Below are 13,152 nucleotides of genomic sequence, written 5' to 3' on the forward strand. Positions count from 1 at the left end.
TGTCTCCTTTCCTCAGCGGGCGGGCGCCCCCTCGCGGGGCCCGTTCCGGTCCTATCGGCTCACGAGCATGCGGGCCACGCGCGCGAGGGGCTCGTACGCGTGCTCGAGAAACGCTCGGTAGCCGCAGTAGTCGTCATCGTAGTAGGACGCGTTCAGGCGCTTGCAGTTGCGGTGGCAGATGCCCTCGAAGGGGCAGTCGGAGCATGCGGAGCAGGGCCTCCTCGGCTCGGCGAGAAACGCGCGCATGGGCTCGCAGGTCGCCATGGCCTCGAGGGAGTCCTCGCGCACGTTCCCGCAGCGGTACTCGTCGAGCGCGTAGAAGTCGCAGGGGTAGACGTCGCCGTTGCTCTCGACCACGAACTGCGGGGCGCATCGGCCGAGCATGCCGCAGGCCTGGGGATACTGGCCCAGCGACATCTGCATGATGTTGTCGAAGAGCCCGACCGACATCACGTGCCCTGCGCGGACCTCACGAAGCCACAGGTCGAAGAATGTCCTATAGAACGAGAAGAACGCGCGCGGCGTGAGGGCGTACTCCGCGCCCTCGCCGTCGAAGCCGGCGAGGCACGGGATGAGCTGAACGTAGTCGATCCCCTCGCGCTGATAGAACTTGAACACGCGCTGCGGGTGACGGGCGAGCTGGGCGGAGAGCACCGTGAGGACGTTGAAGTCGACGCCGGCGTCGCGCAGCATCCCCACCGACTCCATGACGCGCGCGTGCGTGCCGCCGAGCGACACGTCGCGGCGCAGGGAGTCGTGCAGCTCGCGGTACGCGTCCACGGAGACGCCCACGAGGAAGCCGTGCTCGCGGAAGAGGGCCGCCCACTCGGGCGTGAGCGTGTGGGCGTTGGTCTGAAGGGCGTAGCTCACGTGCTGGTTGGTGCGCCGCTCGTCGACGTAGTCCGTGAAGGCGCGGAAGAACTCGATTCCCGCGAGCGTGGGCTCGCCGCCCTGGAACGCAAAGGTCACCTGGGCGTCGTCGCCAAGGGCGAGCGCCCGGTCGACGAGCGCGCGCATGGTCCGCTCGCTCATCCGCTCCCTCACCGCGTGCGCGCGATGGTCCGCGACGTCACGGTAGAAGCAGTACGAGCACCGCATGTCGCAGGCGCTCGACGCCGGCTTTATGAGGAAGCTGATGTACTTCATGCGAACCCCCGCGCGAGGGCCCCACCGATGCGGGGCCCTCGCCCATCGTGGTCAAGCTGACACAACAAGTTGACACTACAACCTGACGTCCGTGTCAAGCCCGAGGCGGACGAGCTGCTCCGCGGGGGCGTCGTGCTCGGCGAGGCCGCGCCTCAGCAGCTCGATCATGCGCTCCTCGGCCGCGGCATCGACCCCGACGAGGTCGTGCTCCTGCGCGTAGTCCGCCTGGAGGTCGAAGAGCTTGGTCTCGTGGACCTCCTCGAGGCAGTCCTCGCGCTGGTCGATGTTCGCCGGCTTGGCGCACGGAAAGCGATACACCGGGTAGTCGGTCCACGTGAGGAAGCGGCCCATCTCGATCTTGTCGACGCAGTCGGTGCCCATCTTCTTGCGAATGGTGTGGGGGATCGCCGCGTACTCGTAGCAGGGCTGGTTGCCCGGGACGGGGGCGCGGAAGTAGGTGTAGCGGCCGTCGGTCACGTTGACGGTCATGGCGTGCACGCCATAGAGGCCGTACTCGCGCGTGGACGCCTCGGGGTTGCTCATGAGCGGCATGAGCGAGGTGCCGGTGACCGTGTTGGGGACGGGGCACCCGTGCGCCTCGAGCACCGTCGGCATGAGGTCGATGGCCTGGGTGAGCTGGTGGGCGCGCTCGCCGGCGCGCTCGCCGTTCGGGAACTTCACGATGAGGGGCAGGTGCGCCATCTCGTTGTAGAGGTGCATGTAGTTCTTGCCGAGGTAGTCGCGGCTGCCGAGGAAGTAGCCATGGTCCGTGGTCACGATGACCATGGTCCCCTCGTACATGTCCCGCTCCTTGAGCTTGTCGATCAGCGTGCCGAACCAGTGGTCGGTCATCGTGACGAGCGCCTTGTAGCGACGCTGCACGTAGTCGACGGCCCCCTCCGGGATGTCGGTGTCCGAGACGCGCCGGTAGGGCGGAATCTCGAAGTAGTCGCGGTCGAGCTCACCGGCGCCGCCGTACTCGTCCATGTAGCTGTCGGGCACGTCGAAGGGCTCGTGCGGGTCGAACGCCTCCACCATGAGGAAGAAGTCGTCGTCGCCGGCGTTCTGGTCGATGAAGTCGCACGCGGCGCGGAAGGTCCTCGGAGAGGGCATGTCCTCCTCGTTGGGCCACTTCTCGCGGTTCTTCTGATACTGCTCGCGCACGCGCCCGTAGAACGTCTCGGGCATGTTGTCCGGCTCGTCGATGCGACTCACCCACGGGTCGCCCTCCTGCCCGCGGAAGAGCTCCCAGGTGTTGAAGAGCTGCAGGTAGCCCTCTCCCCCGGTGCGGGCATAGTGGCAGTGGTCCGTCTTGATGCAGGTGTAGACGCCCCCGGCGCGCAGGCGGTCGACGAGCGTCACGTCGAAGGGCTCGATGGGTCCCCAGGGGCGCTCGAGGAAGTTGTAGCGACCACACATGATGTCGCGACGGGCGGGCATGCACGGCGCAGAGCCGATCCAGTGGTTGTCAAAGACGACGGAGTCCTGCGAGAACGCCTCGAGGTTAGGAGTGCGGGCGCTGCGCTCCGGGCAGTAGCACGAGAGCGCGTCGCGGCGCAGGGTGTCCATCAGAACGAGAATGGTCCTCATAGCTCCTCCATGCTCTAGAGCGAAGCGCCCCGCCCAGAGGGGTGGACGGGGCGCCGAGAAAGGGTCCGCTTCCTACGCGAAGATCTTGGGGAAGCCGGGGATGTAGTAGTTCAGGGCGAAGAGCACCAGGCACACGGCGATGATGCCGAGGATGATCTGGGCAGAGTTCTTGCCCTGCCCCTTCTTGAGCAGGCGGTAGCAGATGAAGGTGACGATGATCGGCAGCAGGCACGGCAGGACGGAGTCGAGCTGGGTCTGGAGCACGAGCGGGTCGCCCTCGTCGAAGGCAAACTGGATGGCCGTGGAGAGCTTGACCGTGGTGGCGATCAGGCCGCCGGTGACCATGACGCCGAGGACGTTGGCGGCGTCACCGAGGCGGTCGAAGACCTCGACGCCAAACTTGTCGACGAGCGCCATGCCGGACTCGTAGCCCTTGTGCAGACCGAAGTACTTGAGCGGCCAGTACAGCAGGTTGATGAGCAGGAACATGACGATGGGGCCGATGATGGAGCCGTTGCTCACGCACAGGGAGGCGCCGATGGAGCCGGCAATCGGGAACCACGTGAGGTTGAGCAGCGAGTCGCCGATGCCGGCGAAGGGGCCCATGAGCGAGGTCTTGATCGCGGTGACGGTGTCCTTGTGCTCCTCGTCGGTGTTCTCCTCGACCGCGGTGGCGATGCCGAGGATGAACGGGATGGCGATGGGGTGCGTGTTGAAGTACTCGAGGTAGCGATTCATCGCGTTGACGCGGTCCTCCTTGGGGGCGTCCTTGTAGAGCTCCTCGAGGACCGGAGAGATGCAGTAGGTGAGCGACAGGGACTGCATGCGCTCGTAGTTGTGGGCGAACTGGCAGGCCTGGGTCCTGAGAAGGACCTTGTTGAGCGTCTTCTTAGAGATCTTACCCATTAGAGATCATACTCCTCGTCCTCGTCGCTGGCAGGGGCTGCGACAGCTGCGGTGGCCTGGGACTTCTTGCCGCTCTCGACGACGAAGTCGTAGAAGCCGGCGGCAGCGGCGGCCACGAGGGCGATGCCGATGGTCGGAACCTTGAGGAAGGCCGCGAGCACGAAGCCACAGATGAGGAAGATCCACATGTTCTTCTTCATCATCATGGTGAGCAGCATCGCAAGGCCGACGGCGGGCATCATGCCACCGGCGGTGGAGAAGGCGGAGAGAACCCACGGCACCTGGTTCTGCAGGAAGGCCATGATGTCCTCGACCACGAACGAGCCGACGCCCGTGGCGATGAAGACCGGGATGGCGCGGGTCAGGAAGAAGCTGACGCCGCCGGCCCAGAAGTACTTGTTGATCGACTTGAAGTTGCCGGACTCCGCCGCCTTGTCGGCGCCGTGCAGCCAGGTGATGTTGGTGGTCATCACGAGGATGTTGAGCTGCTGGACGAGGGTGGCGGTGGGGATGCCGATGGCGACGGCCAGGGCGATGGCGCTCGCGGAGTCGCCGCCGGACATGATGCCGAGGGCCGCACCCACGATGGTGCCGGAGATGACGTCAGGCGGCACGTAGGCGCCGATGTTGTTGACGCCGAGCCACATGAGCTCCATCGTGGCGCCGATCATGATGGCGGTGGTCATGTCACCGAGGATGATGCCAACGCCGACCGAGGCGAGCAGCGGCTTCCTGAAGCCGAGGTGCGGGCCAAACTGGTCCCAGGTACAAAGACCGGCCCAGATGGCGAGCAGAAGTGCTTGGAACATTCTTCCTCCTTCTGACTAACTGCGAACGAATGACGTCGCTGTTGCTGACGGCGCCCCCCTCGGCGCCGAAGGTGCCCTAGGCGCCTACTCCCCCGCGTGCGCGCCGCTCAGAAGATCGGCGACGGAGACCTTGGGATCGCGCGTGGTGGGCTGCATCCAGCACTCCACGCCCATCGAGATGAGCTTCTCGAAGGCCGCGCGCTCCTCGGGAGTCACGGACATGTTCTTGTGCAGGCGGGTGCGCTGGTCGTTGAAGCGCATGCCGGAGACGTTGAGGTAGTCGAACGGAAGTCCGTTCTCGTGCATCTTGAGGGCGTCGATGGGGTTGGTGAAGAGCACCATCGTCACCTTCTTGAGCGTCGTCTTCTTGAGGACGTCGATGAACTTGTCGACGCCGAAGACCGAGACCTTGACCTTGGGGACGGCGAGGCCCGCCACGGACTTCTGGACGGGGTCGTTGGCGACCTTGTCGTCGACGATGATGACGGACTCGATGCCCAGGTCGGGAATCCAGGTGGAGGCAAGCTGCCCGTGGATGAGGCGGTCGTCGATGTCAGCGATCTTGAGTGCCATGTTCTTCTCCCTTTCTCTTTCCTTCGTGCGCGTACCGAGGAGCCCGCGCGCGGTCCCTTCCCCGCCGCGGGCGTCATGCCGGGGCTAGAGGTCGAGGTCGTCCTCGTCGTCGTCCGACTTCATCTCGACCTTGATCTCAGCGAGGGTCTGGGCGTGCGCGGCCTCGATGAGCTGGCGAATCTCGTCGGCGCTGCCAGCCTGGTCGCGCGAGAGGAGAAGCTCGATGAGCACCGGGAGGCTGAGTCCCGTGAAGGCCACCATGTCCATGCCCCTGAGCATGCTGCGCGAGATGACGTTGAAGGGGGTCCCGCCGTGGATGTCGCAGATCGTGACGATAAGCTCGCAGTCGGCCTTGAGCTCGTCATAGGCCTGCGCGAACTCCGACTCGAAGGTCTCCGCCGACTTGTCGGCGGTCAGGGCGAGGGCGCGCACGTCCTCCTGGGGGCCAGCAACCATCTCAACGCTGCCGAGCGCCGCCCTCGCAAACTCTCCGTGGCTCGCAACGATCACGCCAACCCTCATGCTGCTCTCCCTTGTTTGTTCGTGAGACGTCCGCTACGAACAGAAACGAGAGGGATTGATAGCGCTAACAATCATCTTTCCCTCTCAAACGCACTGAAATGCGCAGTTGTTTGTTTGTTTCTGTTCGATTGAACTATAGACCTCGATCAGCGCCAACCCAGTCTGATTTGACGATTTGGTGATGCGACCTCACCGAGCGGTCGATTTTCATCGGCAAGCGTCGCTTGCGTGAGCGCCGTGTAAGGAATTCGTCCCGCAACTGCCCCGCTTGCGGATTCGCTTGGCTGTTTCGTCGAAACGCGCACAGAGGCCCACCTATTATGTTCATATGTATGTGTGATGCGATCGCTCCGCGCGCAGACCCTTGGGGCGTGAAGATGCTGAAGAACGAACGACATGACACCATCGTCGAGATGTGCCGCGCCCGCGGCACCGTCACCGTGCGCGAGATCGCCGACATCCTCGGCGTCTCGGACATGACCGTGCGCCGTGACCTCATGGAGCTCTCCGAGGAGGGGCGCATCGTCCGCTTCAGGGGCGGGGCCAAGACCACGGACGCCACGATGGGTCGCTCGCTCATCTGCGAGCCCTCCCACCTCGAGCGCCAGCTCCTCCACATCGACGAGAAGAGCCACATCGCCGAGATCGCCGCGACGCAGGTGCGCGAGGGCGACACCATCTTCCTCGGGTCGAGCACCACCGTCGAGCTCGCCGCGCAGTGCCTGCCGACCGTCCCCCTGCGCATCGTCACGAACAGCCTCCCCATCTTCAACCTCTTTGCCGACGGAGACATCCGAGAGGTCATCCTCATCGGCGGGACCTTCCGCCATCACTCCGGCACCTTCATGGGCCCGCTCGCGGAGGGCGCGCTCGAGTCGCTCGGCTTCGACAAGGCCTTCATCGGGGTCAACGGCATCCAGGACGGCTCGCTCTACACCTCCTACTTCGATGCCGGGAGGCTCTACCAAATCGCGCTCGAGCGAGCAGACGAGCGCTTCGTCCTCGCCGACTGGAGCAAGATGGACATGCGCGGCTTCTACTCGTTCCACGACCTCGACCCGGACGACACCGTCATCACCGACCCCGGCATCAGCGACGAGTACCTCGAGCAGCTGCGCTCGTGCTGCAACGTCTTGCTGTAGGCTCATCCGCAGCCGACGTCGCGCAGAATGGTGCCGGAAGGCGCCCGAAACCGCAACATCCTCGCTTCACATTGTTCGAAAGTGTTCTAAAGTTGTCAGTGGCGTTTGTTCGTATCGCACAGCACGCGAGAAGGGACCGCACTCATGAGAATCGTCATCGGATCTGACGCAGAGGGCATGCCGCTCAAGGAGACCGTCAAGGCCTACCTCCTCGAGCTCGGCCACGAGGTCGTCGACAAGAGCGAGGAGCCTGCCGCAGACTTCGTGGACTCCACGCTAGCCGTCGCCCACGACCTGCTCGAGAACCCCGACAGCCTCGGCTTTGCCTTCGACCTCTACGGAGACGGCTCCTACATGGCAGCCTGCAAGGTCAAGGGCATGGTCGCGTGCGAGTGCTCCGACGAGCGCTCCGCCTTCATGACGCGCCAGCACAACAACGCGCGCCTCATCACGATGGGCTCTGCCGTGGTCGGCGACGCCATCGCCCGCGGCATCGTGCGCGAGTTCCTCTCTGAGCCCTACGCCGGTGGTCGCCACCAGATTCGCGTGGACATGCTGAACAAGATGGCCTAGCGGCCCCGAGTCATCACCTGCGACCAGAGAGGACACATCATGATCATCGCAATCGGCTGCGATCACATCGTCACCAACGAGAAGATGGCCATCTCCGACCACCTCAAGGCGTGCGGCCACACCGTCATCGACTGCGGCACCTACGACCACGCCCGCACCCACTACCCCATCTACGGCAAGGCGGTGGGCGAGAAGGTCGCCTCGGGCGAGGCGGACGCCGGCGTCGTCATGTGCGGCACGGGGGTCGGCATCACCAACTCGGTGAACAAGGTCCCGGGCGCCCGCTGCGCGCTCGTCCGCGACATGTCCACCGCGGTGCACGCACGTGAGTGCCTGAACGCCAACGTCATCGGCTTCGGCGGAAAGATCACCGGCGAGTTCCTCATCGCCGACATCGTCGACGCGTTCCTCGCCGCAAGCTACCAGCCCACGCCCGAGCGCGACGCGCTCGTCGCGAAGATCGACGCCGTCGAGGCCGGATGCGACGCTGCTGCCCAGGCCGACCCGCACTTCTTCGACGAGTTCCTCGAGAAGTGGGACCGCGGCGAGTATCACGACTAGCGAGCCGAGGTTCTTCTCCACGCGCAATTGGCGCCCGGTGGCCGCACGCCGCCGGGCGCCCTTCTGTAGCGACGCCCGGGCACGGCCACGCGTGAGCTAGTACTCCGCCAGGCGGTCCTTGAACCTGTCGAGGAGGCGCTGGTTGAACTCAGGGCCGCCGTCGACGTTGGCGCTCATGAACAGCGGCGGCTGGACGCCGCGCTCGACCAGGATGTCGAGCGACTCCATGACGGCGCAGTCGAGGAGGAGGCACCCGGTGTAGAGCGAGGTGCCGCCCACGCGCGTGGGAATCCCCTCGACCTCGAGCGCCGCGTCGCCGAACGAGGACTTGTTGTCGAGCACCACGTCGGCGCACTCGAAGAGGCGCTTTCCGGTCTTGGAGCGCGAGGTGCCCGCGGCGGAGACCTCGCGCGCCGTCACCGCGATGACCTTCACGCCGGCCTCGCGGGCGTGAAGGGCCAGCTCGACCGGCAGCGGGTTGCGGCCGGAGTTCGAGATCACGACGAGACAGTCCTCGGGGCGCAGGTCGAGCTTGAGCCAGAACTGGTCCCCCACGCCGTCGATCATCTCGTAGATGCCCCATGCCGGCTCGCGCACCACCTTGGTCTGGATGTAGCCGCCTGCGCGCCCGCAGATCTCGAGCGCGTTGGCGTGGCTGTGGCCAGAGCCAAAGGCGCGGATGATGCCTCCCCGCTCGATGGTGTCGGCAAAGATGGTCGCAGCATCGTGGAGCGCGTCCTCCTGGCCGTCGATGACCGTGTCGAGCCTGCGCAGCACCTCCGCCTTGAAACGCTCGGCCGTGCTCGTCATGGTCGCCCCCTACTTGACCTCGACGCCGCCGACGAAGGTGGTCGCGAGCGTCATGTCCGCGTTGAAGACCGTCATGTCGGCGAGCCTGCCCGGCTTGATGAAGCCGAAGCGGTCGTCGATGCGCGCGGAGCGGGCCGCGACCTCGGTGGCCATGCGAATGGCCTGGTCCGCCGTCACGATCTGCCAGTCCACCATGTTCTTGACGCCCTCGGCCAGCGTGAGGACCGAGCCCGCGATGGAGCCGGTGGTGCCGTCCTCGTTCCTGAGGTAGCACAGCCCGCCCTTCATGACCACGGGCAGGCCACCGGACATGTAGTCGCCCTCCGGCATGCCGCCGCAGCCCAGGCAGTCCGTGATCAGCACCGTGTGCTCCCAGCCCTTGGCGTCCACGAGCGCCTTGATGGCGGCGGGCACGACGTGGCGACCGTCACAGATGATTTCGGCGTAGGTGTTCTTGGTGGTCATGGCCGCACCGGTCACGCCGGGGTCGCGGTGGTGAAGCCCGCGCTGCCCGTTGTAGGTGTGCACGAAGCAGCTCGCGCCGGCGTTCACGGCGGCGAGGGTCTGGTCGTAGGTGGCGTCGGAGTGGCCGATGGAGGTCACCACGCCCATCGCGTCGAGCGCCGCGCAGTACGGGCAGGCGCCGTCGCGCTCCGCGGCGAGCGCGCTCTTGACGATGCGGCCGCCTGCCGCCTCCTGCCAGCCCTCGAACACCTCAACGGAGGGGTCGATGAGGTAGGCGGGGTTCTGGGCGCCCACGTGCTTCATCGTGAAGAAGGGGCCCTCGAGGTAGATGCCGCCGATGCGCGCGCCGAGGAAGTCGTCGCCGCGGCTCTCGTCGGCCTTGGCGATCGCGGCGCAGGAGCCCGCGATCTGATCGATCGACTCGGTGAAGGTGGTCGGAAGCCAGCAGGTGGTGCCGCGACGGGCGAGCTCGAGGCTCGAGGCGTTGATGCCCTCCGCCTCGCGGTCGGTGGTGGCGTGGTTGAAGAAGCCGTGGATGTGCGTGTCCACGAGGCCGGGGGCCACGGTGCAGCCCGTGAGGTCGCGGATCTCGCAGTCGGGCTCCTCCGCCGACCAGCTTCCGAAGACGCCGTCGGTCACGGTGAGGTAGCCTCCCTGCATGGTGGCGCCCGGAAGAACGAATCGGTCGGCCCTGATGGCAAAGGTGCTCATGATGAATCTCCTCTGGTCTCGAGCGGTGCGGTGTCTGGTCACACCCAGCGTGTCACATGCACGGACGCCCGCCCGAGCAAACCGTGCGGGCGGGCGTCAAATCTCGGCGACTGAGCGCGGGGTTGACACTATGACCTGACGTCAGCGTCAAGCCTCGAAGGGGTGGATGGTGACGCCCTTGACGACGCGGTTCACGGTGCCGGTGGGGCTCGGCGTGTCGGGCGTGTTGCCCACGCGCACGGAGTTGAGCAGGGAGACGACCTGCGCGACCATGATGAACGGGAGCGCGAGGTAGCCCTCGGGCAGCGCGTCGCGGCCGGAGAAGGTGAACGAGTCGCCCGCGAAGAGCGCTCCGGCGTCCTGCTGGACCGCGATGGTCCTCTGCGCAATCTTGTCGCCGCCGATCTCGTTCAGGATGTCGAGGTCGTACTGACGCGTGTAGGCGTCGTTGTTCACGAAGACGAAGACGAGCGTCTTGTCGTCGACGAAGGACTTCGGTCCGTGGCGATAGCCCATCGAGCTGTCCCAGGAGGTCGCAACGAGGCCATGGGCGAGCTCGAGGATCTTGAGCTGCGCCTCCTGGGCGAGGCCCACGAAGGAGCCGGAGCCGAGGTACGTCACGCGGTTGAAGTCGCCCGCCAGGAAGTCGGCGACCTCGCCCTCGCGCGAGACGACCTCGCGACCCATCTCCGCGATCTGGGAGACCCAGGCGCACTTCTGCTCGAGCGAGGCGGTGTCGAAGATGAGGGTGGAGAGCAGCGTCATGCAGCTGAAGCTGCCGGTCATGGCGAAGCCCTTGTCGTTGGCGCGCGGGATGAGCAGCGTGAGGGCATCGGGATCGCCCGCGGACTCGACGGCGAGCTTGCCCTCGGGCGCGCAGGTGATGTTGAGGAACTTCACGTTCTTGACGTAGGACCGAGCGACCTGCACCGCGGCGAGGGACTCGGGGCTGTTGCCGGAGCGCGCGAACGAGACGAGCAGCGTGGGCTCGTCGGAGTTCAGGAAGTCGCGGGGCGCGGAGACGATGTCGGTCGTGGCAACGGGCTTGAAGTCGTAGAGCGCGAGGTCACCCGCGTGGCGCAGGTACGGCGCGGCCGTGTCGCCCACGTAGTCCGAGGTGCCGGCGCCGGTGAAGACCACGGAGAGGCGACCCTCGCCCATCGCGCGCGCATCGGCGAGAAACGCCTCGATGGCATCGAGGTTGTCCTCGTAGATCTTGAGCGTGTCCTCCCAGAGGTCGGGCTGCTGGGCGATCTCGGCGGTGGTGATGTCGGCGCCGAGGGCCTTGAGCTCCTCCTGGCTCTTGTCAAACATGGGGCCGTCCTTTCTTCGGGTGACGTGAGGGGGACCGTCCCCCTCATCGCTACATACGCTGGTGCAGGACCTTGTACTTGAACTGGTCGGCGCGAGCGACCGAGAGCGTGTACTCGATGATCTCGTTGCTCGTGTTGTACGTGGTGCGGGCGAGGTCGAGCACGGGCGCGTTCTCGGGAATGTCGAGCAGGTGCGCCTCGGCGGGCCGCGCCACGCTCGCGTAGAACTCCTCCTCGGCCACGCGGATCTTCTCGTGGTAGACGCTCTCGATGATCTCGTAGAGCGGCATGCTGTCGAGCAGCGGGCGCTTCAGCGTGAGAAACTTCCGCAGGGGCAGGTAGCTCACCTCGACCATCATGGGGATGCCGTCAGCCGAGCGCAGCCGCTTCAGCTTGAAGAGGCGCTCGCCGAGCGTCACCCCCATGTGCTCCGCGAGGTTCTTGTCGGCGTCGATCTCCGAGAACTCCAGGATGGTGGTGAGCGGAACGCGGCCCATCGCCCTCATCTGGTCCGTGAAGCTGTAGGACTGCATGAGGTTGGTGGCCTGCGTGGAGCGGTCGGCGACGAACGTGCCGCGCCCGTGCTTGCGCACCACCATGCCGAGCCGCTCGAGCTCCTGCAGGGCGAGGCGGACCGTGGTGCGCGAGAGCCCGTAACGCTCCGAGAGCTCGCGCTCCGAGGGCATGAGGTCGCCGGGGCGGTACTCCTGCTCGATCTTCTCGGTCAGGATGTCAATGAGCTGGTCGTAGAGCGGCTGCTTCTTCGTCCGTGCCATCATGCCCCCTCTCATGCTCGACGCCCCCCTGCTCGAATGGGTCCCTACTCGTCCTCGTCGTCGTCCGCGGCGCCGCCGAGCTCCATGTGGCAGACGCCCTCCTTGCCGACCTCGACGGCCTCGGCCACGAGGTCCTCCACGGAGGACTCGGGCGTGCGCGCCATCACGATGTCGATGAGCATGGGCAGGTTGGTGCCGGCGACCACGGAGACGTTGTCCTGCTCGGCGGTGATCATCATGGACTGGTTGAAGGGGGTGCCGCCCATGAGGTCGCAGAAGACGAGCACGCCGTCGGTCTTGGCGCGCATGTCGCGGACGGCCTCGCGAAGCTTGTCGCCGTAGGCACCGGCCTCGGCCTCCTCGAACGGAACGATCTCGAAGGCCTCCTGCGGTCCGGCGATCATGTCGAGCGCGCTCTTGAGTCCGTTCGAGAAGTGCCCGTGGCCGGTAAGGATGAAGCCGATCATTGTGTCCTCCTTCTTGTTGGGCTGGGATGCCCCAGTTGCCAGATGTAGCTGCGATGCAACCAGCGGCGCGGCCATGAGCCCGAGGGCTAGGCCGCCTGCTGGGGGGTGTTCCTCTTGGTGAGCTCCTCGAAGCGGCGTCGGTACTGCTTCGCGTGGGTCTTGTCCCCCTTGTTGGCATACTGCTTCCACAGAAGGTAGCAGAGCTTGCCCTGGAGCCCGGGGTTCTTCTCGGCCTTGAGCAGTTCCTCCATCTGGGGGATGTACTCGTGGCTCTTGGAGAAGACGATGTCATAGGTGAGCTGGCAGTCCTGGACGACCGCACGGTCGGCGGTCTTGCTGCCCTTGAGCTGGGCGAGAAGATCCTTGGCACGGTCCTTCTCGCCGATCTGGGTGAAGTAGTTGAACGCGAGCGCCATCGTCTGGTCGTGGCGCTTCGACGAGCTCCTCATGCGCACAAGGAGCTCGATCATGCGGGTTGCCAGCTCCTCGTTGCCCTGTGCCTGATAGCACTGGAAGCGCAGGAGGTACTGGCGGTACGTGGTCATGGTCACGCGGGCGAGGATCGAGTCGAGGGCCGCCAGCGCCTGGTCATAGTGACCGGTCTGGAAGAAGCCCTCGTACTTTGCCTCGTAGTAGCGCTTCCCCCCCTCGGTGAGGACGAAGTACGCCACGACGAGCACCAGAAACGCGATGACACCAGGTTCCACGACACAACGCCTTTCGTGAGAGAACGGGCGCGCATCTCGGGAGATAGGGCGGGGACCAGAGGTCCCGGGCCGTGAGATGCG

The 13,152-nt window shown here is 65.7% G+C and carries 15 protein-coding genes; 3 read left to right on the forward strand and 12 right to left on the reverse strand.

The genetic code is table 11. From position 1 onward, the window contains the following. Nucleotides 1-51 precede the first annotated feature (51 nt). The 6 genes from BQ7106_RS06140 to BQ7106_RS06165 all read right to left on the reverse strand — a co-directional run bounded on the left by BQ7106_RS06140 (nucleotide 52) and on the right by BQ7106_RS06165 (nucleotide 5,546). Complete coding sequence (locus BQ7106_RS06140) at nucleotides 52-1,146, reverse strand: radical SAM/SPASM domain-containing protein (protein ID WP_072373016.1); 1,095 nt, start codon at nucleotides 1,144-1,146, stop codon at nucleotides 52-54. Nucleotides 1,147-1,221: 75 nt separating this feature from the next. Beyond that, nucleotides 1,222-2,736, reverse strand: coding sequence for a sulfatase-like hydrolase/transferase (locus BQ7106_RS06145; RefSeq protein WP_072373020.1), 1,515 nt, complete (start codon nucleotides 2,734-2,736; stop codon nucleotides 1,222-1,224). A 72-nt stretch (nucleotides 2,737-2,808) separates the two neighbouring features. Then, on the reverse strand, nucleotides 2,809-3,642 hold the full coding sequence (locus BQ7106_RS06150) for a PTS system mannose/fructose/sorbose family transporter subunit IID (RefSeq protein ID WP_072373023.1): 834 nt from the start codon (nucleotides 3,640-3,642) through the stop codon (nucleotides 2,809-2,811). Next, entirely contained in the window at nucleotides 3,642-4,451 is an 810-nt protein-coding gene (locus tag BQ7106_RS06155) for a PTS mannose/fructose/sorbose/N-acetylgalactosamine transporter subunit IIC (RefSeq protein ID WP_072373028.1), read from the reverse strand. Before BQ7106_RS06155 ends, BQ7106_RS06150 begins: the two co-directional genes overlap by 1 nt. Before the next feature lie 84 nt (nucleotides 4,452-4,535). Next, nucleotides 4,536-5,024 (reverse strand): PTS sugar transporter subunit IIB, encoded by a 489-nt coding sequence (locus tag BQ7106_RS06160; RefSeq protein WP_072373032.1) that lies wholly within the window; start codon nucleotides 5,022-5,024, stop codon nucleotides 4,536-4,538. An 84-nt stretch (nucleotides 5,025-5,108) separates the two neighbouring features. Next, nucleotides 5,109-5,546: a PTS sugar transporter subunit IIA gene (locus BQ7106_RS06165; protein ID WP_072373036.1), complete on the reverse strand. Its 438-nt coding sequence runs from the start codon at nucleotides 5,544-5,546 to the stop codon at nucleotides 5,109-5,111. A 377-nt stretch (nucleotides 5,547-5,923) separates the two neighbouring features. Between BQ7106_RS06165 and BQ7106_RS06170 the strand changes: the two genes are divergently transcribed. From BQ7106_RS06170 to lacB, 3 genes are all read left to right on the forward strand, one after another. Continuing rightward, nucleotides 5,924-6,688, forward strand: a complete 765-nt coding sequence (locus tag BQ7106_RS06170) for a DeoR/GlpR family DNA-binding transcription regulator (protein WP_072375374.1) — start codon at nucleotides 5,924-5,926, stop codon at nucleotides 6,686-6,688. 144 nt (nucleotides 6,689-6,832) lie between these two features. Next, nucleotides 6,833-7,261 carry a galactose-6-phosphate isomerase subunit LacA gene (gene lacA, locus BQ7106_RS06175; RefSeq protein WP_072373039.1) on the forward strand — a complete coding sequence of 143 codons (429 nt, stop codon included), beginning with the start codon at nucleotides 6,833-6,835 and terminating at the stop codon, nucleotides 7,259-7,261. A gap of 39 nt (nucleotides 7,262-7,300) precedes the next feature. Next, on the forward strand, nucleotides 7,301-7,822 hold the full coding sequence (gene lacB, locus BQ7106_RS06180) for a galactose-6-phosphate isomerase subunit LacB (RefSeq protein ID WP_072373042.1): 522 nt from the start codon (nucleotides 7,301-7,303) through the stop codon (nucleotides 7,820-7,822). Between the two features lie 96 nt (nucleotides 7,823-7,918). On the opposite strand, the gene BQ7106_RS06185 is transcribed toward lacB, so the two are convergent. From BQ7106_RS06185 to BQ7106_RS06210, 6 genes are all read right to left on the reverse strand, one after another. Then, the gene (locus BQ7106_RS06185) at nucleotides 7,919-8,632 is read right to left on the reverse strand and encodes an SIS domain-containing protein (RefSeq protein ID WP_072373045.1); all 714 of its coding nucleotides are present in this window, start codon (nucleotides 8,630-8,632) and stop codon (nucleotides 7,919-7,921) included. A 9-nt stretch (nucleotides 8,633-8,641) separates the two neighbouring features. Further along, a complete protein-coding gene (gene nagA, locus BQ7106_RS06190) occupies nucleotides 8,642-9,808 on the reverse strand; it encodes an N-acetylglucosamine-6-phosphate deacetylase (RefSeq protein ID WP_072373048.1) in 1,167 nt (388 codons plus the stop codon). Between the two features lie 147 nt (nucleotides 9,809-9,955). Next, complete coding sequence (locus BQ7106_RS06195) at nucleotides 9,956-11,122, reverse strand: AgaS family sugar isomerase (RefSeq protein WP_072373052.1); 1,167 nt, start codon at nucleotides 11,120-11,122, stop codon at nucleotides 9,956-9,958. A 49-nt stretch (nucleotides 11,123-11,171) separates the two neighbouring features. Then, nucleotides 11,172-11,900 carry a GntR family transcriptional regulator gene (locus tag BQ7106_RS06200; RefSeq protein WP_072373055.1) on the reverse strand — a complete coding sequence of 243 codons (729 nt, stop codon included), beginning with the start codon at nucleotides 11,898-11,900 and terminating at the stop codon, nucleotides 11,172-11,174. A gap of 41 nt (nucleotides 11,901-11,941) precedes the next feature. Beyond that, nucleotides 11,942-12,364: a PTS sugar transporter subunit IIA gene (locus BQ7106_RS06205; RefSeq protein WP_072373058.1), complete on the reverse strand. Its 423-nt coding sequence runs from the start codon at nucleotides 12,362-12,364 to the stop codon at nucleotides 11,942-11,944. 86 nt (nucleotides 12,365-12,450) lie between these two features. Then, nucleotides 12,451-13,071, reverse strand: a complete 621-nt coding sequence (locus BQ7106_RS06210; protein WP_072373061.1) for a hypothetical protein — start codon at nucleotides 13,069-13,071, stop codon at nucleotides 12,451-12,453. Between the last annotated feature and the right edge of the window lie 81 nt (nucleotides 13,072-13,152).

The sequence above is a fragment of the Thermophilibacter mediterraneus genome (genome assembly GCF_900119385.1).
GTDB lineage: Bacteria > Actinomycetota > Coriobacteriia > Coriobacteriales > Atopobiaceae > Thermophilibacter > Thermophilibacter mediterraneus.